14 protein-coding genes, 3 tRNA genes, 3 rRNA genes and 1 other RNA gene are annotated in these 21,769 nt (G+C 49.8%); 7 read left to right on the top strand and 14 right to left on the bottom strand.

Going from position 1 to position 21,769, the window contains the following annotated elements; translation table 11 throughout:
* Positions 1–38: 38 nt before the first annotated feature.
* Positions 39–629, bottom strand: coding sequence for a nucleoside deaminase (locus H1D31_RS08135; protein WP_261257594.1), 591 nt, complete (start codon positions 627–629; stop codon positions 39–41).
* On the bottom strand, positions 622–2,280 hold the full coding sequence (gene rmuC / locus H1D31_RS08130) for a DNA recombination protein RmuC (protein ID WP_261257592.1): 1,659 nt from the start codon (positions 2,278–2,280) through the stop codon (positions 622–624). Before rmuC ends, H1D31_RS08135 begins: the two co-directional genes overlap by 8 nt.
* Before the next feature lie 218 nt (positions 2,281–2,498).
* Between rmuC and H1D31_RS08125 the strand changes: the two genes are divergently transcribed.
* The gene (locus H1D31_RS08125; RefSeq protein ID WP_261257590.1) at positions 2,499–4,121 is read left to right on the top strand and encodes a methyl-accepting chemotaxis protein; all 1,623 of its coding nucleotides are present in this window, start codon (positions 2,499–2,501) and stop codon (positions 4,119–4,121) included.
* An 87-nt stretch (positions 4,122–4,208) separates the two neighbouring features.
* On the top strand, positions 4,209–5,582 hold the full coding sequence (locus tag H1D31_RS08120; RefSeq protein WP_261257588.1) for a M24 family metallopeptidase: 1,374 nt from the start codon (positions 4,209–4,211) through the stop codon (positions 5,580–5,582).
* 58 nt (positions 5,583–5,640) lie between these two features.
* On the opposite strand, the gene H1D31_RS08115 is transcribed toward H1D31_RS08120, so the two are convergent.
* The 8 genes from H1D31_RS08115 to H1D31_RS08080 all read right to left on the bottom strand — a co-directional run bounded on the left by H1D31_RS08115 (position 5,641) and on the right by H1D31_RS08080 (position 15,932).
* Positions 5,641–6,864 carry an ABC1 kinase family protein gene (locus tag H1D31_RS08115; RefSeq protein WP_261257585.1) on the bottom strand — a complete coding sequence of 408 codons (1,224 nt, stop codon included), beginning with the start codon at positions 6,862–6,864 and terminating at the stop codon, positions 5,641–5,643.
* Positions 6,865–7,607: 743 nt separating this feature from the next.
* A 5S ribosomal RNA gene (gene rrf / locus H1D31_RS08110) occupies positions 7,608–7,722 on the bottom strand.
* Between the two features lie 99 nt (positions 7,723–7,821).
* Positions 7,822–10,707, bottom strand: a 23S ribosomal RNA gene (locus H1D31_RS08105).
* Positions 10,708–10,934: 227 nt separating this feature from the next.
* A tRNA-Ala gene (locus H1D31_RS08100) sits at positions 10,935–11,010 on the bottom strand.
* Positions 11,011–11,240: 230 nt separating this feature from the next.
* A tRNA-Ile gene (locus H1D31_RS08095) sits at positions 11,241–11,317 on the bottom strand.
* 207 nt (positions 11,318–11,524) lie between these two features.
* Positions 11,525–13,060 (bottom strand): 16S ribosomal RNA (locus tag H1D31_RS08090).
* The 16S, 23S and 5S rRNA genes sit together here with 2 tRNA genes alongside, the layout of an rRNA operon.
* A 327-nt stretch (positions 13,061–13,387) precedes the next feature.
* Positions 13,388–14,107 (bottom strand): DUF3581 family protein, encoded by a 720-nt coding sequence (locus H1D31_RS08085; RefSeq protein ID WP_008610502.1) that lies wholly within the window; start codon positions 14,105–14,107, stop codon positions 13,388–13,390.
* A 43-nt stretch (positions 14,108–14,150) separates the two neighbouring features.
* Positions 14,151–15,932: a phosphodiesterase gene (locus H1D31_RS08080; protein ID WP_261257582.1), complete on the bottom strand. Its 1,782-nt coding sequence runs from the start codon at positions 15,930–15,932 to the stop codon at positions 14,151–14,153.
* Between the two features lie 161 nt (positions 15,933–16,093).
* On the opposite strand from H1D31_RS08080, the gene H1D31_RS08075 reads away from it, so the two are divergent.
* Complete coding sequence (locus H1D31_RS08075) at positions 16,094–16,510, top strand: SulA-like leucine-rich domain-containing protein (protein ID WP_261257580.1); 417 nt, start codon at positions 16,094–16,096, stop codon at positions 16,508–16,510.
* Positions 16,511–16,732: 222 nt separating this feature from the next.
* Positions 16,733–17,119: a YchJ family protein gene (locus tag H1D31_RS08070; RefSeq protein ID WP_237709394.1), complete on the top strand. Its 387-nt coding sequence runs from the start codon at positions 16,733–16,735 to the stop codon at positions 17,117–17,119.
* Between the two features lie 102 nt (positions 17,120–17,221).
* Here the strand turns inward: H1D31_RS08070 and H1D31_RS08065 are convergent, their stop codons facing one another.
* Positions 17,222–17,692, bottom strand: coding sequence for a VC2046/SO_2500 family protein (locus H1D31_RS08065; RefSeq protein ID WP_261257578.1), 471 nt, complete (start codon positions 17,690–17,692; stop codon positions 17,222–17,224).
* 106 nt (positions 17,693–17,798) lie between these two features.
* Here H1D31_RS08065 and H1D31_RS08060 point away from each other — a divergent pair.
* Positions 17,799–17,883: transfer RNA gene (locus H1D31_RS08060), tRNA-Tyr, on the top strand.
* A 43-nt stretch (positions 17,884–17,926) separates the two neighbouring features.
* A non-coding RNA gene (locus H1D31_RS08055) (RtT sRNA) lies at positions 17,927–18,050 on the top strand.
* A gap of 181 nt (positions 18,051–18,231) precedes the next feature.
* Here the strand turns inward: H1D31_RS08055 and deoC are convergent.
* Both deoC and H1D31_RS08045 read right to left on the bottom strand, forming a co-directional pair.
* A complete protein-coding gene (gene deoC / locus H1D31_RS08050; RefSeq protein WP_065955739.1) occupies positions 18,232–18,963 on the bottom strand; it encodes a deoxyribose-phosphate aldolase in 732 nt (243 codons plus the stop codon).
* A 235-nt stretch (positions 18,964–19,198) separates the two neighbouring features.
* Complete coding sequence (locus H1D31_RS08045; RefSeq protein WP_261257572.1) at positions 19,199–19,882, bottom strand: M48 family metallopeptidase; 684 nt, start codon at positions 19,880–19,882, stop codon at positions 19,199–19,201.
* A gap of 119 nt (positions 19,883–20,001) precedes the next feature.
* Between H1D31_RS08045 and xthA the strand changes: the two genes are divergently transcribed.
* The gene (xthA, locus tag H1D31_RS08040) at positions 20,002–20,814 is read left to right on the top strand and encodes an exodeoxyribonuclease III (protein WP_065955741.1); all 813 of its coding nucleotides are present in this window, start codon (positions 20,002–20,004) and stop codon (positions 20,812–20,814) included.
* 69 nt (positions 20,815–20,883) lie between these two features.
* On the opposite strand, the gene yfbV is transcribed toward xthA, so the two are convergent.
* Positions 20,884–21,330 (bottom strand): terminus macrodomain insulation protein YfbV, encoded by a 447-nt coding sequence (yfbV, locus tag H1D31_RS08035; RefSeq protein WP_261257569.1) that lies wholly within the window; start codon positions 21,328–21,330, stop codon positions 20,884–20,886.
* Between the last annotated feature and the right edge of the window lie 439 nt (positions 21,331–21,769).

Here is a 21,769-nt window from a genome sequence, read left to right as displayed (position 1 = left end):
GTATGGTAGAGGTATAACCATACTGTGCAGCCTCTGATTTAGTCTTTGTTCTGCCGCAGGCCAAGCCAGTCTTCACGCTCTAACTCTGGTTGCTCACGCCGGAACTGCTGATACAGCGCTACACCTTTGCTATCTTCAAGCACCTTGACCGCAACACCGTGATTGCTTAGCGTTTGCTCATTGCCACCAGCACTGCTGACATCGCCAACCACCACCCGGTTAAAACCACGGTTAATCAACAGCGCCGTACAGATATTGCAAGGGCTGAGTGAGGTAAAAAGTGTGGTTTGACCAAAGTCGATGCGGCCAGCATCCCGAATGGCTGATGTTTCGCCATGATTATAAGGATGGCTTTCCTGCACCAGCGTATTATGGCCCTTGCCGACAATGCGACGGCTGGCGTTATCGATAATTACTGCCCCAATCGGGCAGCCACCTTCGAGGTAACTTTTCTCGGCCAGTAGCACCGCGATGCGCATCAAATCGGCATCAGATAACCGGCACCAGAACTCGTCGGCGACCAACAGTCCTAAGCTACGGGTCGGCAAATGAGCCAGTGTACGCAATACCGCATCATTTAGCGGGGTGCTGGCAGAAAACAGTTTTATTTCAACCTGGGGTTCAGTCATCAGCAAACTCCGAAGGTAAAGGTTGTGGTTTATCGCCGTCGCTTGCGGCAATAAAATCAATCTCAAGCTCAGCTTTTTCGACAAAATACTGTGGTAGCTCTGCCTTGATCGCGGGTGCCAGATTTTTAAAATCGGCTACCTGTTTTACCAGATTACCACGGCCACTGACCAGTTGGTTTTCAGCAGCCAGATAGGCCGCGCCAGCGCTGTCGAGCCCGCGTTTAATTTTTTCAAAGTTCCCCAAAAAGCTGTTCAGCTTTTTAAATACCGCTTCGGCTTTGTCCGCCAGAGCCGCAGTGTGCTTGTTCTGATCTTCATAGCGCCACAGCTGACGCACAATATTCAGGCTGGTCAGCAAAGTAGTGGGTGTCGCTACCAGAATATTATTTTCGATGGCTTGCTGAAACAGACTTTCATCCGCCTTCAGGGCTTCAACAAAAGCCGATTCAATCGGGATAAACATAAACACCATATCCGGCGAGTTTAAACCCGGCAAACGGAAGTAGTCTTTCGCCGACAACTCTTTGATCCGGCTAGCCACCGCCTGCACATGCTCTTTTAAGGCTTGTTGCCGCTCAAGCTCCTGTTCAGCGTTAACATAACGGGTATAGGCGTTGAGTGACACCTTAGCATCAATTACCAAATGCTTGTTTTGTGGCAGGTACACTATCGCATCGGGGCGGAATTTGCCGTCGTCAGTACTAAAACTGACCTCTCGCTGATAGTCCTTGCCCGGCTGCAAGCCGGAGCGATCGAGCACATTTTCCAGTACCAGTTCGCCCCAGTTGCCCTGCAACTTCTTCTGCCCCCGCAGTGCGGTAGATAACTCATGCGCTTCTTTGGTGATATGCTGATTCAGCTCTTTTAACGATGCCAGCTCTTTTTTCAGCTCACCCTGAGCAGTAGTTTCCCGGTGATGAATATCCTGTACTTCTTTTTTAAAAGCGTCTATCGATTGCTGAAACGGACTTAACATCGCAATTAAGCTTAGTTTGCTGGTCTCCTGCAGACTCTGTGCTTTTGCGTCCAGGATCTCGTTAGACAAGGCTTTAAACTGCTCCACCAGGCTTTGTTTTTGTTTTTCGAAGTTAACCAGTTCCCGCTGATGGCTGGCTTCACGCTCATCGAGCTCGGTTTTCAGCTGTGTATAACGGTTTGAGAGATGATGATATTCCTGTTGCAGCTGCTCGCGGGCGCTACGCATCTGCTCCAATTCTGAACTGCGCAGCACCAACTGCTTAGCGCTTTCTTCAAGCTGTGCGCTAAGACGCTGGTTCTGTTGCTGTTGTTCATGCGTAAAACCAGTTTGTTGCTCCAACTTCTGCAATAACTGTTTAACCTCAAGTTGCGCTTGCACCAGTTCTTGCTGAACACGTTGGTTAGTGGTTTCGCTAAAATGTAACTTCTCAGTATTTTTCGTATCGGTCAGTTGCAGCTGCTGTAGTTGCATCTGCGTTGTTTGATGGCTCAGTTGTAGCTGTTCAAGTTGCAGCTGACTTGTCTGACTTATTTGCTGCTGAGTTGCTAATTCGGTGGCAAGCTGCCCCAGTTTTTGCCGCAGCTTAACGCTGGCCAATAAGTAACCGAGCGTAGCGGCCAGTAAAGCCAGCACACTAAGCAGCAAGTAGCCGAAATTTGATAATTCAATCACGCTTTGAATGTCCTTTACAATAAAATAGCTGTCAATGCCATGATAACTGGCTTCGCAAAATTCTCCATACTTTCTAAATAATTAACATGCCAAACCAACTCAAGATGATGTCATAAAAAGTTGGTCGCAATTATCTTACTGGCAAACGGTAAAAAATTGAGCTTCTGGTAACACCCTGCTATAACTTCTACCACTATATAAGTTTGGAGGGAACCACCATGGTAAGACAACTCAAAATTGGACTTCGCGCAACACTGGCTTTTGCATTACTGGGGCTTATTACCTTAATTCTCGGCATTATCGCCATTAGTCAATTTCATCAGACAGGTCAAGTGGTTGGAACCCTGGTTGAACGCAGAGTTCCTGCAGCTATCACCGTTGGCGAGCTAAGGCGCGACTTTTTACTTACCCGCCTGCATACCCTCAATGCAATCTACGCTCCCAACCCACAAGCCAGACAACAAGCCCTTACACAGTTAACTGAGTTAGAGCAAAGCTTTAATGCTAGTTATGAAAAGATGCGGCGCTTGGTCGAGTCCGCAGAGGGTCGGCAAATGCTTGAGGCCGTGATGACCGGCAAGAGAAATTATGATGTACAGCATGCGCGGCTGATGGAGTTTGTCCGCGCTGGTGATTTTGCTCGCGCAGACAGTTTTCGGCATGAGGGCTTCACTGAGCTGGGGTTTCAGGTCACGGATGCTCTCAATCAACTTGGGCGCTATCAACAAACACGGGCGGAGGCTGCTGGCACCGATGTGTATAGCATTATCAACCAGGCCAATACCATGATGATCACAGCGATCGTTATTGCGGTTGGTTTAGTCGCCCTCTTTGCGTTCGTGTTTAGTCGCAGTTTATTACAACCGATCAATCAGGCTCTGAGTGCTACCGAAACAATCGCTAAAGGCGATCTGACACAACACTTTGATGACCAGAGCCGCGATGAAATGGCGGCGATGATCCGCGCGTTAGTACAGATGCAACAACAGCTGAAGCACACTATTGTTGCCATTAATGATTCATCGAATCAGCTATCAACAACAGCAGAAGAACTCAGCGTTGTTACTGAGCAATCAACCCGGGTACTCCACCAACAAAGTGATGAACTAGAGCAAGCCGCTACTGCAGTTACCGAACTTACCACTGCTGTTGAAGAAGTAGCCCGTAACGCTGCCGCAACATCACAGAACTCAGAGCTTGCTGAGGAACAGGCGAAATCTGGCCGGGACAAGGTCAAACATACCATCGCGACTGTTGCCGAACTTGAGCATGAAATTACCAATACCCGCCAGGGTGTACAAACTCTGGCTGAGCGGGTAACCAGCATCAGCAGAGTCCTTGATGTCATTCGTGCTATCGCAGAACAAACTAACCTGTTAGCTTTGAACGCGGCTATAGAGGCCGCCAGAGCAGGTGATTCAGGCCGGGGGTTTGCCGTTGTCGCCGACGAGGTACGGGCATTGGCGCATCGAACACAGGAGTCGACGAAAGAAATTGAAAGTATGATGCATGCCATTCAGGCGGAAACCAGTAATACCGTTAAAGCCATCAGCGTTAGTGCCGAAAAAGCCGATCGCACCCGGCAAATTGCACACGAAGCCGGCGCAGCCCTGGAACAAATTGCTGCTTCGGTACTGCAGATCAATGAACAAAACCTCACCATCGCCAGTGCTGCAGAACAACAAGCTACTGTAGCGCGGGAAGTTGACAAGAACCTGGTGAATATCCGTGATCTTTCTTTGCAAACGTCATCCGGCGCTAATCAAACCAGTGCCTCGAGCAATGAGCTGGCAAAGCTGGCGGAACAACTGCATATACTGGTACAGAAGTTTCGTATTTAATCGCCCGTTGGCGGCAACTCTCGTTGCAGCCAACGCGAATAACCTAAAACCCAATAACAAAAACCACATCTAAGAAGAATAAACTATATGAAGCATAAAATTCGTTTAATTTTAAAATGCTGCCTGCCTTTACTTATCTGCCACCCCTTGCATGTCGCCGCCGAAGCGAGCTTTAATCAGGGGCGCTATATTAATAGCGCTGCAGATTTTGCGGTGCTACCGCAGCGGGAGCGTATTGCTCCGGAAAACGCGATGCTTACAGAGAGGTTAGAGCAACTCTTGCCACAGCTAATGGCAGAACAAAACCTGGATATGTGGTTGGTACTTAATCGCGAAAAGGCCGAAGATCCGGTGTATTTTACGCTGGCGCCCCAACCCAGCTTTGCTGCCAGACGCACGACCATGCTGGTATTTAACCGCTTGGCTGATGGTACTATCGAAAAACTGACGGTAAACCGCTACCCGTTGGGCGCGCCCTACACTGCGGCCTGGCAAGGCGGCAGCCTCGATGAGCAGTGGCAGGCGTTGGCTGATTTAATTGTCAGTAAAGATCCAAAAACAATTGGCATTAACGTCTCAAAAGAATGGCCGGTGGCGGATGGTTTAACTTCTGCTTTGCATAGCCGCTTAAAAGAAGTTTTACCACAGGCTTACCAAAGTCGCCTGGTGTCTGCGGAAAATCTGGTGGTGCGTTGGTTGGAACAACGTACTGCCAGTGAATTGGCAGTCTATCCGCATATTATCGGCATTGCCCGTGGCGTCATTGCCGAGGGCTTTAGTAGCCGGGTCATTACGCCTGGTGTAACCACCACTGAAGATGTCGCCTGGTATCTGCGTGAGCGTTTTAGTGAGTTGCAATTACCGATCTGGTTTATGCCTTATGTCAGCTTACAGCGCCCTGGCACACCTTGTGATAAAGATACGGCATTTTGCGGCGAGTCCGGCGTTATTCAACGTGGTGATATTCTGCATACTGACGTTGGGATCTGTTATCTAAAGCTGTGTAGCGACACCCAGGAAATGGCCTATGTGCTTAAAGCCGATGAGGAGGATGCCCCTGCAGGATTAAAAGCCGCGCTGGCAACCGGCAACCGCTGGCAGGATATCCTGAAAAAGGAGTTTATAACGGGGCGTACCGGCAATCAGATTTTAAAAGCCACCCAGCAAAAAGCTCAGGCAGCCGGCATTCTCAGCAGTACTTACTCACACCCACTGGGATTTTTCGGCCATGCTCCGGGGCCCACCATCGGAATGTGGGATAATCAGGGGCCAACGCCAGTACAGGGCGACTGGCAGCTTTATGCCAATACTGCCTATGCGATAGAGGGCAACATCAAGCAGGCCATTCCAGAGTGGCAAAATCAACTGGCACATATCAAGCTGGAGCAAAGCGCCTACTTTGACGGTAAAACGGTGATTTATCTGGCAGGCCGTCAGACTAAATGGCATTTGGTACGCTAAATACCGGCAACAAAAGCGCAGGCTAGACACCTGCGCTCACTATCTCCCTTTGCTGCGCTCAAACCAGGTGAGGAAGTAATATAGCCTGCAAATTAACGCGCGCTTTTAACCGGGCAGCCAGCAGATAAAGACCGCCAATTTTTCGGTGCAAAAAGATTGCGTCTGCTGGCGGCGTATGCCAATAGTTCTGCTTCATACTGAGGGCCATACCGGCCTCGCGTAGCCGGTTGGCTAAATCAGATGCTCCGAAATCGAAAGCATGCGGCTGTTTTAACGGCTCACAGGCCAAAGCAACTAACTCTAGTACCGCGACTTTCTGGGATTCGACGATATGCTGACTGAAAAAACCAATCTGTTGTAAGGCGGTTTCAATGTTGGCTTTATCATTTTTAAGCGCTGCGCCAAACAAGGTGCGATAACCGTCACTAAAATCCGCAGAATATTCGCGACAAGCGCCAAAATCCAGCAGGACTAATTGTTGCCGACGACTGTCATACAGATAGTTGGCAAAATTGGGATCGGTTTGCACCAGGCGGAATTCAAACAATTCCCGAAATAATAGCTGAAACAGTAAGGTCATCACCCTATCACGTTCAGCCTGACTTGCCTGCGCCAGGCTTTCAATATGCGCACCTTCCACATAACTCATCACCAGAATATTGGCTGTACTCAACTCCGGAAAAACAATGGGCACCTGATAATCAGGGCTGGTAGCAAGAAGTTGACCGTAGCGACTTAAATAGCGCGCTTCCAATAAATAATCCGCTTCATGCTTTAACTGTTGTTTGGCTTCTTCAAGTAAGCTTTGGTAGTCGACACCCTTTGGCAACAAACCACTTAACCGCAGTAGCGTTGCCACGTTATCAACATCACTATCAATACTTTGCCTGACGCCAGGGTACTGGATCTTAACTGCCAAACGTTTACCGTTGTCATGATAAGCCTGGTGCACCTGACCTATTGAAGCGGCAGCCATAGGCACAAAGGTAAAATCAGCAAAATGCCGTTGCCAGTTATCCCCCCACTCCTGCTGCAGTACCTGGGCCAACTGCTTAGCTGGCATTGGGTTGGCACTGGCGCGTAGCCTTACCAGAATCTCGGTCAACGCTGGTGGTAGTAGATCGCCGGCATCCATCGACAATAGCTGGCCTACTTTCATCGCGGCACCACGCAGATGTGCCAGTTGCTCGGCGACACGTTTAACATTGCCAGGAGTTAACAACAAATCCTGTTTCGCTGGCAGATGGCCTTTGACAAGCTGGCGCGCACCTTCGGCTAACATTCCACCTGCGACCCTGCCCGCTAACGAAGCCAAGCTACCAAAACGTGAAAGTCGGTGTGCAGGGACCTTTGAGCTGTTTTGTGTCATAACACTTCCTAAGATTCATTAGCTCAGGTATACGGTGCAAAAAGAGCAGTGGTTGTCACTTAAAGCTGTATTTTATTGAACAGTGCTTAGACTTATCTGGTCGTAAGTGCAGCGGTTGATGTCGTTGCTACGGCTCGCTGTGATAAGTCTTTGGTTGCGTTTGGCTTAATCTGTTCTATCGCTATCGCAGAATGACTCCGGTACGACGGGCGTACCGGAGTCTGAGTATCGTGTCATCGTTTAGTTTGGCGCTTCGTACAGAGGCCGTGTAGTCGAAGTACCGTCTAGCATGGCGACAACTTCGTCAGGAACGAAGTTGGACTGCCGAAGGCAGGCCCGAAGGGCGAAACACAGGGATGTGTTTCGCAATGCCACCGCTGTGGCTGGCGTGGGAGTGTAGTACCCCCGCAGGCGCATCAATGCAAAAAGGCCCACCCGTTAGGGTAGGCCTTTTGCTTGAATGAGGTGCCTTCATGCCCCTCGCAGAGCTCGGGGCGTTCAGCCGGCGCCAAGCCAAACTGTTGGCTTGCCGTCTCCCGGCTTCACTGTACTACTCTGCGCATGGTATCGCCCTGCTCGAGCAGTACACCGCGTCAGAATCGCAGCCAATAAAAAAGCCCCACTCTTGCGAGTAGGGCTTTTCTATTGAATGAGGTGCCTGGCGGTGTACTACTCTCGCATGGCGAATGCCACACTACCATCGTCGCAGCTGCGTTTCACTTCTGAGTTCGGAATGGAGTCAGGTGGTTCCACAGCGCTATTGCCACCAGGCAATAACTGGTTTGTCTGTTCTTTAACTTAGCAAGCTGATTGTATGCACACTGTATTCACTTTTATACGCTTTTTCGCGTAAAACATCTTGGGCGTTGTATGGTTAAGCCTCTCGGGCAATTAGTATGAGTTAGCTCAACGCCTCGCAGCGCTTCCACACCTCACCTATCAACGTTGTGGTCTCCAACGACCCTTTAGTACCCTCTAGGGGTAAGGGATAACTCATCTTGTGGCCGGCTTCCCGCTTAGATGCTTTCAGCGGTTATCCGTTCCGAACATAGCTACCGGGCAGTGCCATTGGCATGACAACCCGAACACCAGCGGTTCGTTCACTCCGGTCCTCTCGTACTAGGAGCAACTCCACTCAATTATCCAACGCCCACGGCAGATAGGGACCGAACTGTCTCACGACGTTCTAAACCCAGCTCGCGTACCACTTTAAATGGCGAACAGCCATACCCTTGGGACCGACTTCAGCCCCAGGATGTGATGAGCCGACATCGAGGTGCCAAACACCGCCGTCGATATGAACTCTTGGGCGGTATCAGCCTGTTATCCCCGGAGTACCTTTTATCCGTTGAGCGATGGCCCTTCCATACAGAACCACCGGATCACTATGACCTACTTTCGTACCTGCTCGACGTGTCTGTCTCGCAGTTAAGCTGGCTTCTACCATTACACTAACCGTACGATGTCCGACCGTACTTAGCCAACCTTCGTGCTCCTCCGTTACGCTTTAGGAGGAGACCGCCCCAGTCAAACTACCCACCAGACACTGTCCGCAATCCCGATTCAGGGACCTACGTTAGAACATCAAACATACAAGGGTGGTATTTCAAGGACGGCTCCACCAGGACTAGCGTCCCAGCTTCAAAGCCTCCCACCTATCCTACACATGTAGGGTCAATGTTCAGTGCCAAGCTATAGTAAAGGTTCACGGGGTCTTTCCGTCTAGCCGCGGGTATACGGCATCTTCACCGCAATTTCAATTTCACTGAGTCTCGGCTGGAGACAGCCTGGCCATCATTACACCATTCGTGCAGGTCGGAACTTACCCGACAAGGAATTTCGCTACCTTAGGACCGTTATAGTTACGGCCGCCGTTTACCGGGGCTTCGATCAAGAGCTTCGCTTGCGCTAACCCCATCAATTAACCTTCCGGCACCGGGCAGGTGTCACACCCTATACGTCCACTTACGTGTTTGCAGAGTGCTGTGTTTTTAATAAACAGTTGCAGCCAGCTGGTCACTGCGACTCTCATATGCTTACAGCGCAAGGCCTTCACACACAAGAGCGTACCTTCTCCCGAAGTTACGGTACTATTTTGCCTAGTTCCTTCAGCCGAGTTCTCTCAAGCGCCTTGGTATGCTCTACCTGACCACCTGTGTCGGTTTAGGGTACGGTCACCAATACCTGAAGCTTAGAGGCTTTTCCTGGAAGCAGAGCGTCAGCAACTTCGTCACCGTAGTGACTCGTCTCGTGTCTCAGTCTTAGAGAAGCGGATTTACCTACCTCTCCAACCTACGCACTTTCACGCGGACTACCAACGCCGCGCTTGCCTAGCTTTCTCCGTCCCCCCATCGCAGTATTGGCCGGTACGGGAATATTAACCCGTTTCCCATCGACTACGCCTTTCAGCCTCGCCTTAGGGGCCGACTCACCCTACCCTGATTAGCATGGGATAGGAACCCTTGGTCTTTCGGCGGGGAAGTTTTTCACTCCCCTTATCGTTACTCATGTCAGCATTCGCACTTCTGATACCTCCAGCATGCCTCCCGGCACACCTTCGCAGGCTTACAGAACGCTCCTCTACCACTCACACATAGTGTGAATCCGCAGCTTCGGTGGATGATTTTAGCCCCGTTACATCTTCCGCGCAGGCCGACTCGACTAGTGAGCTATTACGCTTTCTTTAAAGGGTGGCTGCTTCTAAGCCAACCTCCTAGCTGTCTATGCCTTCCCACATCGTTTTCCACTTAATCATCACTTTGGGACCTTAGCTGGCGGTCTGGGTTGTTTCCCTTTTCACGACGGACGTTAGCACCCGCCGTGTGTCTCCCGAGTAGTACTCACCGGTATTCGGAGTTTGCATGGGGTTGGTAAGTCGGGATGACCCCCTAGCCCAAACAGTGCTCTACCCCCGGTGGTATTCGCTCGAGGCGCTACCTAAATAGCTTTCGAGGAGAACCAGATATCTCCGAGCTTGATTAGCCTTTCACTCCAAGCCACAAGTCATCCCCTACTTTTTCAACAGTAGTGGGTTCGGTCCTCCAATTAGTGTTACCCAATCTTCAACCTGCTCATGGCTAGATCGCCCGGTTTCGGGTCTACACCCTGCAACTAGTTCGCCCAGTTAAGACTCGGTTTCCCTACGGCTCCCCTATTCGGTTAACCTCGCTACAGAATGTAAGTCGCTGACCCATTATACAAAAGGTACGCAGTCACCCAACAAAGTGGGCTCCCACTGCTTGTACGTACACGGTTTCAGGTTCTATTTCACTCCTCTTACAGAGGTTCTTTTCGCCTTTCCCTCACGGTACTGGTTCACTATCGGTCAGTCAGGAGTATTTAGCCTTGGAGGATGGTCCCCCCATCTTCAAACAGGATACCACGTGTCCCGTCCTACTCGTTTTCACTATAAAGGTGTTGTCGTGTACGGGGCTATCACCCTGTATCGCTCAGCTTTCCAGATGATTCCACTAACACCAATCTAGCTTAAGGGCTAGTCCGCGTTCGCTCGCCGCTACTGACGGAATCTCGGTTGATTTCTTTTCCTCGGGGTACTTAGATGTTTCAGTTCTCCCGGTTTGCCTCCTTAACCTATGTATTCAGTTAAGGATAGTGAGTAAACTCACTGGGTTTCCCCATTCGGATATCTACGGTTCAGCGCCTCTTACCGGCTCCCCATAGCTTTTCGCAGGTTAGTACGTCCTTCATCGCCTCTGACTGCCAAGGCATCCACCGTGTACGCTTAGTCACTTAACCATACAACCCCAAAATGTCTTCAAAGTCGTACAGTGTGCTCGCGTCACAATCCTTCCGCTTGAGTTCGGAAGTATGCTTAGCTTGTTTTATTACTATCAGCTTGCCAAATTGTTAAAGAGCAGTTTGAGATAAACTCAAATCAAATCATTCTTCTAAGAAAAACTTTCTCGTAAGAACAGTTTGATTTGAATTTTTAGAGCAATCATTTATCAGTGTCACGTAAGTAGTGGTGGAGTTAAGCGGGATCGAACCGCTGACCTCCTGCGTGCAAGGCAGGCGCTCTCCCAGCTGAGCTATAACCCCTCTTCTTGCTTCTGCTTTTTCCTTTATGCCGCGTTATGCTTCCTCACTCACTCGGTCATGTACCTGATGTACACTCCCTCACTCGTTCGTCGCATGCCTTGCCTAAAGCAAAAATCATCGCAATAAGTCTTTCTATGGTCTTTGCTCTATATTCGTTGTCAGGCTAGGCGCAGTAAACCGAAGCATACTTTCGTATGTGAGGTTTGCTGCAACAACGCCTGGCGGCGAATTGGTTGGTCTGAGTAGACTCGAACTACCGACCTCACCCTTATCAGGGGTGCGCTCTAACCACCTGAGCTACAGACCAATGCTAACTTGTCTGTTTGCCTTATCGCTGCGTTGCATTCTTCACTCGCTCGGTCATGTACACCTCGTACACTCCCTCACTCGCTCAGCCTGCGCCTTGCGCTAAACCAAACATCCTTCGTTATCACCACTCACATGGCTTAACACTGTTTGCTCTATCTCATGCAATCAATCATCTGTGTGAACACTTATGAATCGTTCTAATAGGTAAGGAGGTGATCCAACCGCAGGTTCCCCTACGGTTACCTTGTTACGACTTCACCCCAGTCATGAATCACAAAGTGGTAAGCGCCCTCCCGAAGGTTAAGCTACCTACTTCTTTTGCAACCCACTCCCATGGTGTGACGGGCGGTGTGTACAAGGCCCGGGAACGTATTCACCGCAACATTCTGATTTGCGATTACTAGCGATTCCGACTTCATGGAGTCGAGTTGCAGACTCCAATCCGGACTACGATATGCTTTAAGAGATCCGCTCACTGTCGCCAGCTTGCCTCCCTCTGTACATACCATTGTAGCACGTGTGTAGCCCTACTCGTAAGGGCCATGATGACTTGACGTCGTCCCCACCTTCCTCCGGTTTATCACCGGCAGTCTCCCTAGAGTTCCCGACCGAATCGCTGGCAACTAAGGATAAGGGTTGCGCTCGTTGCGGGACTTAACCCAACATTTCACAACACGAGCTGACGACAGCCATGCAGCACCTGTCTTACAGTTCCCGAAGGCACCTAGGTATCTCTACCAAGTTCTGTAGATGTCAAGAGTAGGTAAGGTTCTTCGCGTTGCGTCGAATTAAACCACATGCTCCACCGCTTGTGCGGGCCCCCGTCAATTCATTTGAGTTTTAATCTTGCGACCGTACTCCCCAGGCGGTCTACTTAATGCGTTAGCTGCGATACTCACGGTACAAGACCACGAACATCTAGTAGACATCGTTTACGGCGTGGACTACCAGGGTATCTAATCCTGTTTGCTCCCCACGCTTTCGCACCTGAGCGTCAGTATTGTGCCAGGGGGCCGCCTTCGCCACTGGTATTCCTCCAAATCTCTACGCATTTCACCGCTACACTTGGAATTCTACCCCCCTCTCACATACTCTAGCTTCCCAGTATCAGATGCAATTCCCAGGTTGAGCCCGGGGCTTTCACATCCGACTTAAAAAGCCGCCTGCGTGCGCTTTACGCCCAGTAATTCCGATTAACGCTTGCACCCTCCGTATTACCGCGGCTGCTGGCACGGAGTTAGCCGGTGCTTCTTCTGTGGGTAACGTCAAAAATTGCAGCTGTTAACTACAACCCCTTCCTCCCCACTGAAAGTGCTTTACAACCCGAAGGCCTTCTTCACACACGCGGCATGGCTGGATCAGGCTTGCGCCCATTGTCCAATATTCCCCACTGCTGCCTCCCGTAGGAGTCTGGACCGTGTCTCAGTTCCAGTGTGGCTGATCATCCTCTCAAACCAGCTAGGGATCGTCGCCTTGGTGAGCCATTACCCCACCAACTAGCTAATCCCACGTAGGCGCATCCGATAGCATGTGGCCCGAAGGTCCCACACTTTGGTCCGTAGACATTATGCGGTATTAACAGTCGTTTCCAACTGGTATCCCCCTCTATCGGGCAGCTTCCTACGCATTACTCACCCGTCCGCCGCTAAATCAGGGAGCAAGCTCCCCTCATTCGCTCGACTTGCATGTGTTAGGCCTGCCGCCAGCGTTCAATCTGAGCCATGATCAAACTCTTCAATTAAAGTTCTTTCTGCCACCGAAGCGGCGCTCAGTCACTGACTAATTTTACTTGGTCACTTTCTGATTAATTTCATTTCGAAACCATCATAAGTGCCCACACAGATAATTGATTGCTTATTGTTAAAGAGCGTGCTTCGTTCTACGAAGCGAGGCGCTTGCCTCAGGATTCTTTCAGACTTGGAGTTCGTTGCCGTTGTCCCCGTCTGTGGATGCGCATTATAGGGAGTTTAGAACAGCCTGCAAGCAGTATTTTTGAAAATGCGTTTGTTCGACTGTTTTTTGCACAAAAGCTTGATTTGGATCGTCTGGCGGCCGTTAACAGCCGCTGTTAAACGGCCAAATCGTAGCAACCTGCAGCGGAACGGCGGTTATTATAGTCAGTAACCATTTGCTGCATCAGACTTTCATCATAAGGTTGCAGGTTACTTAGGATCATTTTCTTGGCACCCTGCCCGATAACGACGCCTTGCTCGGATAGTGTAAAGCTTAAAGTCACATTACCGCGCTTACCTTCGACCTCTAATTTACTGCCTGACAGCGCCAACTTAACTGGAGAGGTTGGCAGTTGTTGAAAAGACAGCGACATACTTTCATAAATGACTAAAGGTCGCTGCGGGTTAATCATCACGCCCTGCTCCGCCATCAGCGGTTGCAGAATGTCGGGAAAGTTCTTACCGGAAAATCGGACATAGTCCTGAAACAATGGCTCGATAACGCTCAGGTCGTGGCGATGCTCGCCGCTAAATTGAATGGTCAGATAAACCCGGTCCTGCTCGTCACAGACCTGGATTTGACCTGCAGTGATCTTACAGTGCAGTAAGACATCCGCGCTGACCATACCCGAGAACTGGCAATTTAATTGTTGGCTTACACCATACCGGCTCAGCAGATAACTGAACAACAGATCGCCTGGCACACAGAAACGCTTGGCGTCGACATCATGAATAGGATTAAAGTCTCCTGCGACTTGCTTGGCGAAGGTACAGGAATGTTGCCGGCTAAAGCTAAAAGCCTCTCCCTGCCGGCTGACAAAAGCATCTAACAACATCTATTGCTCTCTGTTGCTGGTAAAAAGGCTATATTAACGTAAATCAGGCAACAGATGGTCCAGCCAGTACATTTATATGTTGCCGCTCAGGTCCGCGACGGCGTGAAATGAACACCGTATTGCCGCCGAGACGCTTTGCTTCCTGCTTTGCGGCAGCAGACAGCGCCGCGACATCGTGATGGCTGAAGCATTGCGCCGGATCAGGATGGGCGATACCAACTGCGAGAGATAATAGTGGATAAAAGCGGGAATCACCGTTACGGCTTAACGCCGTGATACCCCCCAGACGCAGATCCTCTTGCCGATAGTACAACGCGATACGCTTAGCAAAAAGCTGCACAACTTGCCGGCAAAGCGTTTCGCATTCGTCAGGCTCAGCAATCAGCACAAAATCATCACCACCAATATGACCAACAAAGGATTGCGACGAACTATGCTGCTGTAATAGCTCGGCGACCAGTAATAACACTGCATCGCCTTTACTGTAACCGTATATATCGTTGTAAGGTTTAAAATGATTCAGATCCAGATAAGCCACGGCAAAATTGGCTTTTTGTCGCAGCAATTTATCAATACGCTGGTAAATAGGCACATTACCGGGTAATAACGTTAACGGGTTGGCATATCGAGCTAGTTGTAGTTTGCGTTCACTGATTTGTTTGAGCAGAGCCCTTACCGAACCCAGACCACAATATTCACCCTGGCGGCAAATAATAAAAAACCAGCTGGCGGCATTGTGCTCATCATCAGCGACGCGCTGGCTTACCTCCTCGAGCGTGGCACTGATCTCAACCACTACCGGTTGCCGGTTCATCACACTGGCTAAAGATTTCTTTTCATAGAGCGCCCGGCCAAAAGGCTGCGCCAGCAAGGCTTGCAGATCAGTGCGGCAAATCAAACCAACAGGTCGGCCCTGTTCAACTACAGGTAAACTTTGCAACTGACTATCTGATTGAAATAGGGTTGCTGCCTGGGCAACCGTTTGCTGCGGACTGACAGCGGCAACCTCAAGCAACAAGGCTTCGACTTGTTCAGAACTGATTTCACTATGAAGTTCAGTGCTAAAGAGCGTCCGACAACGTTGCGGATCGGCAAAACTGGCTTGAGGCCGTCCTAACAAATAGCCCTGTCCCAAATCGGCACCCAGTTCACGACACCATCTTAACTCTTCAGCGGTTTCTATTCCTTCAGCCACTACGGTTGCGCCAATCGCTTTGGCCAGACTAACAATATTACGCACGAAAGCTTGTTTGGTAAGGTCTTTGTCCAGTTCGCTAATAAAATGCCGATCAATCTTCACAATATCAGGCTGTAACTCAGACCACAGTTTCAAACCTGAAAAGCCGCTGCCTAAATCATCAATCGCAATTTGAAAGCCCAGTTCCCGATAATGCTGCACAGCTTTAACCAGTAAACCGGCATCTTCCACCTGATACTGTTCGGAAATTTCGATCACCACTTCCGAGGGGTCAATCTGTGCCGCCTTTAACAGTTGTTTGGTCAAACCGCTGGGATGGTCTGCCGTCAGTAAGATAAGTGGATTGACGTTAAGAAAGAGTTTGCTATTCAGTTCTGCTTTAGCAAAGCTCTCTATACTCAGCTCACGGCACAGCATCTCTAACTGCTCCAGCTGACCACAGCCCAGGGCAGTTTTAAATAATTGTAGTGGCGAATGTAACGGGCTATCAGAGGGGCCACGGATCAGCGCTTCATAGGCAATGACAGTACCGTCCTGCAAATTCAGAATGGGTTGAAACACTGGCTGTAACGCCCGTTTATGTAAAATTTTATCCAGTTCTGTGCAACAGAGTTCAGAAACCGCCATTTTTTGGCTCCGCCAGCAATAACTGGCGAATAGTAGAACCTTAAAATGACAGTTGCATGACAGGCGACTGCAAAATTGCCTGCAGAAAAGCACTTGCTTTTTATTTAAACAGCAACTACTGTATATGCATACACTGTATAAATACACAGATAGAGGTTGCCATGTTTGTATCTAACCATTCTTACCAAACTGAATCGAGTCAGCATCAAGCTGCCAGCAGCACAGCACATCACTGGCAGCAATTGCAACAACACAGCAGCGAGTTGCAATTACTTAAGCTGTTACAACAGTATCGCCAAGCGAGCGGCTGGATTGTTCTAATCGCCCCTGGTTTTAAACCGGCAAAAGCATTCTGGCAAGCTTGTCAGTTGCCATTACAGCATATTCTCGTGGTTCATACTCAAGCAACAGCCGACTTGTCACAGCTGATCCAAGCGACATTACAGAACCCGGATTGCCAGGCGGTGATCTGTTGCCAGAAATTACCGTCTCAGCAACAGCAGCTACTGCAGACTTTTGCCATACAGCAACAATGTACCTTGCATATACTGCCTACAGATACGACGGCGGCTCACTAATAACAGCCGCTGCCCCTGGGCTATCAGCATTGCAGCAAAGTCGTTAAACTATATAGCGTAATACCCTCGCAACCAATGACATGAAGAGTACGCTAACGCGTGCGGAACAGGTCGGCCCGGAGAGATAAGATGTTATGCTATTGCTGTTCAGGTAAGGCTTTTGCAGAATGCTGCCAACCCTATTTAAGTGGGCAGGCTCAACCTGATAGTTGTGAACGCCTGATGCGTTCTCGCTATAGTGCCTTTTGTGTTGCCGACAGTCAGTATCTGCTTGCCACCCTTGCCGCAGAGCAACGGGCCAGCGAATCTGCTGCCGCGCTGGAAGCTTTTGCCAAGGCGGTACATTTTTGCAAACTAGAAGTGAAACACGCCATATCCGAGCCTAAGCAGGGACAGGTTAGTTTTATTGCCAGCTTTATTCAGCACAACAAGCTGGAGTTTATCGCGGAAGTCTCGGACTTTATCTTTCAGGATCGTTGGTATTATACCAGCGGTAAGCTTACTGCGTTGCCGGCGATTAAATTGGGCGCTAATGATCCCTGCCCCTGTGGTAGCGGTAAAAAATTTAAGCGCTGCCAAACTCATTTGCCTAGTGGTCAATTGCGATAGAACGGCAGTAGGATAAAGGATGCACTAGAGAAAGGGCAGGATCGAGCATGCTGTGCTTTATCGGGTGATTTTGTGGTTATCAGCACGGGTCGCTACAGCTCATCAAACCTGCGTCGCTGATAACTGTTCCAGGATCTCGTAAAGTGCAGTTTCATCACTGACAGAGGGGGGCATTTTATCCCCAGCCAACCGACGGCGACAGTGCAAATCCAGGTCGGCAACCACCTGAGGTTCGAGTTTACGCTTATCTTCCTGCCACACCCAGGGCTGTTCCTGTAGATAACTGTACAGCTTTAATTGCGCCAAACCTTGCTGCGCGGCCTGGCTCTGTTGCAATAAGGCCAGCTCGTCTGTGGTTTGATAAGCGAACGGGCGACGTCTACTGACCGCCAGCTGCTGGTACAGATCATGTTTGGGTTGCGCAGCCTGATTTACAGGCGTTTGAAATTCTGCCATCTCCTCAACTGCAGGAGATAAGAATGCTAACCATAGGGAAAAGTCAGCCCGCTGCTGATGCTGCAGTGCCTTACCTAAACGATCCCCTAACTGCCATTCATTGATAATTGGCTGCATACTGATGCCATCTGACAACGACTGTTGAGTTAATCGGCAAACGGTCAAAAAACTTTAGCAAAATGCTTTACATCAAACTTCAGTTTGATAAGATGCGCGCACTCGTGGAGGGGTTCCCGAGTGGCCAAAGGGATCAGACTGTAAATCTGCCGGCACTGCCTTCGAAGGTTCGAATCCTTCCCCCTCCACCATTCTCCTTCTCAGCGTCAAATTCCTATGTTAAACCACTCTTAGCAAATACGACTCAGGGGAAGGTGAGAACCTTCGTCAGGTTCGACAATGCGTAGCATTGAACAGCGGAACATAGTGACGCTGGCCTGTAAGGCGAGCGCAGCGAGTAATCCTTCCCCCTCCACCATTCTCCTTCTGAGCACCAAATTCCTAAGTTAAACCACTCTTAGCAAATACTACTCAGGGGAAGGTGAGAACCTTCGTCAGGTTCGACAATGCGTAGCATTGAACAGCGGAACGCAGTGACCAATACTATTGATTCTGGAACAGCACCGCACGGCAAGCCGAACGGAGCTGCCCTACTTCACTTAACGGGGTAACAGCTGTAATAATTCAGTTAATAAGCTGCTGGCACCAATGCGCATACCTTGCCTGGTCGCCGTCAGTCCGGTGATCTCTTCATACAGTTCCAGTAATTGCAATGCCTGTTCAACTGTCTTAACACCACCGGAGGCTTTAAAGCCCACCGGGCGCTCTGCTGCCGCAATACTGGTCAAAATGATCCTGGCCGCTTCCAGTGTACATCCCACTGGTACCTTACCGGTTGAGGTTTTAACGAAGTCGGCGCCACTGGCAATAACCAGTTCGGTAGCCTTAGTCACTTGCTGCGCCGTCAGTAACTCACCTGATTCAATAATTATTTTCAGCCCCAACCCCAGGCTGGCCTCTCTGACCGCGGTCAGAAAAGCACTCACCTCAGACTCGTTACCTGCCAGTAATTGTGAGTACGGCAACACACAATCAATTTCGGTGGCGCCCAAGGCCCGGCAGCGTGCAATATCAGCCAGAACCTGTGCCAGCGGCTGGTCACCGCCGGGAAAATTAACAACTGTCGCCAACTCGGTTGCCTTAGCGGCTGCGGCCAGATAGTCCGCCGTCTGAGACAAAAACTCCGGATAAACACAGAGCGCGGCAACAGGTGCAGGCAAAGCCGGGATGGCATTCAGCCAGGCGGCCATCTCAGCCTGACTATCTGCTTCAGTCAGCCGGGTGAGATCAAGTAGTTTCAACAGTTGTAATAAACGTAACGGATTGGTCATTGTCGGGTACTCTGTCTGAGCTTATTATTGAGTTTTGTTGCTGTAGTGACACGGTTTAGGCGCTAGATTAAACCAGAACTGATAGCCTAATGCCAAAATGTTTTCAAAAAAATCGCTACCAGCGGGAATTTTTTGCTGCGCGCAGAGTCTGACTAGGTGAAGTAAAGCTGGTGAACATCTCTCCTTTAATCGATGTCCTTATGTTGCCGACCTGATGGTCGGCTTTTTTTTACCCCTAATTCAACAGTTCGGCTTGGTGTTGTTTAAGCCAGGCTTTCGCTTCTCTATACTGTGGACAATGTTGCTGCACCAACTGCCAGAATGCGGGTGAATGATTCATATGCTGCAAATGCGCCAGCTCGTGGATCACTACATAGCGCCGGACCCAGAGCGGCACTTGCATTAACCGCCAGTTAAAGCCCAGCTCGCCGTTTTGTTTACAATGCCCCCACCGGCTGCGCCAGTTACCGACAACAACCGGACCTAATGTCTGCCGTAACCGCGCGGCAAGCTCGTTTGCCAACACGGGTAACTCCAGTAAGGCTTGCTCAGTAAAATGCTGTTGTATCAATTTTCGCGCATAATGTTCATGTCGCTCCGCGGCGATCTTTGTTGATAGCCTGAGCTCAAGCCCGTTTGCGTCAACATTGACGCTACTTTTTGCCGCCAGTTGCCAGCGAAATGGCACTGCCTGTCCCGAGACCAGGATCCTATCCCGCTGTAACCACGGCAGTATCGGCGGTGTTGTAATGCGCGCCAGCGTTTGCTGAACCCAGAGTTCTTTCTGCTGCAGCCAGGCACTTAGCCAGTGCCGGCAGATCGTGGCCGGAGCTCTGACATAAACCTCACCATTACGGATCGCCAGCTGCACCGTACGCCGCCGCTGACTATAGGAAATCTGGTATTTAATGTCCTGCATGTTGTCTACTTAGTCGTCACTATTACGGAACTAACGGTCACGGCGTTTCGCCGCTTGTCTGATGCGTGCTATTATCGAGCCAGCCTATTCGCGCAACGAAAAAATTATCTGGAATAACAATGAAGATCATCTCTTTTAATATTAACGGCATTCGCGCACGCCTGCATCAGCTGCAAGCGCTGATCGACAAACATCAGCCCGACATTATCGGCTTGCAGGAAATAAAAGTACAGGATAGCGAGTTTCCGCTGGCCGAGGTACAGGCCATGGGATATCAGGTATATCACTTTGGTCAGAAAGGGCATTATGGCGTTGCCATCTTAAGCAAAGTGCCAGCATTGTCGATGCAGTATGGCTTCCCTACTGACAGTGAGGACGCGCAGCGGCGCATGCTGATTGGCCAGTTCGCACTGGCTGACGGTAAACAGCTCACGGTATTAAACGGCTATTTCCCACAGGGAGAGAACCGTAGCCATGAAACCAAGTTTCCCGCTAAAACCAAATTTTATGCCGACCTACAGGCATATCTTGAGCAATACCATGACAGCAGTAAAGACTATCTGGCGGTGATTGGTGATATTAATATTTCACCAATTGACCTTGATATCGGCATTGGTGAAGCCAATGCCAAACGCTGGTTACGGGAAGGCAAAACATCCTTCTTACCGGAAGAGCGGGCCTGGTTACAACAATTGAAAGACTGGGGTCTGGTCGATACGTTCCGCGCGCTACACCCAACGCGTGACGCCCAATATAGCTGGTTCGATTATCGCTCTAAGGGTTTTGATGACAATCGTGGCCTGCGCATCGATGTCGTCATGGCCACGCCCCCCTTAGCTGCGCTTTGTACCGAAGCTGAAATCGATTATCAGATCCGCGGTTTGGAACGCCCTTCAGATCACGCACCGGTCTGGTCTGTATTTGCACTCTAACCAAGATCTGAACAGCACGCAGTAACGTCAACCTCGACCACCGGGCCTTTTTTAACGGCCCGGGTGATGTTAAATCCAGCGCCGCATCACAGTTTTATCGAGCTGCTGATAAGCTAACTGCAACAAACGGGCAAGATCGAAGTAATTCTTAGGGCAGCCCGGCAAAGCGGTGGTTTTTGCGTGTTGCTGGATCTGTTCACGGATCTCATTACCCCAGTTGATTAGTGCCGGCGGTAATGCGCTGTTAGCTCTGATCCCAAGCCAGTACCAGCCTTGCAGTGGCATTGAAGCCAACAGCAACATCATCGCCACTGCCGGCCCAAGAAAGCTAACACCTAATAATTTAATCTGCAGTATCGCAGTGACTATCGCCAGCACCGGCAAGTAGCGGGCAGCTTGCTTAGTCAGAAAAATAACTTTGTTTTCCGGGAAGATAGCATTAAGCTCAGGTTTCGCCGGCCAGGTCTGGCTGTACTTCCAGCCGGTATTCAGGGTTGCAAACCAGGTAATCCGCATAACATCTCCCCTCTCTAACGACCATTACTCAGGATTAGACTCTCTTTACTCTAGCATAGTTGCCAGCTGATAGCTGCCGGCTTTTTCGGTCATGCGTTCCCGCCAGCACATTAAACCAGATACATTTTTGTTACAACGGCATTTGCTACTATTCGGAAATCGAAAGCTTCATTTTTGTCGCTTTTTTACAGAATTCTTGCCCACTAACAGGCTATCAAAATTCATGCCATCGAATAATATAGATTAAATACAATAGCATGGCGATTAACGACAGAGGTTTTCAACAAAGTTATCCACAGAAACTGTGGACAACCTTTGCAGGATAAATTCAGACCCCGCCGGCCTCTGGTCTATTTTTAACTATCAAAAACAACCTATTTCGACGCTAATTTTTATCAAAGCGTTGAAACACGCTATTTTCGCTAAAACACCTTACCTT

This window comes from Alishewanella sp. BS5-314, assembly GCF_025377695.1.
Taxonomy (GTDB): domain Bacteria; phylum Pseudomonadota; class Gammaproteobacteria; order Enterobacterales; family Alteromonadaceae; genus Alishewanella; species Alishewanella aestuarii.
Note: the sequence above shows the minus strand (reverse complement) of the source record. Positions and strands in the feature narration are given on the sequence as shown.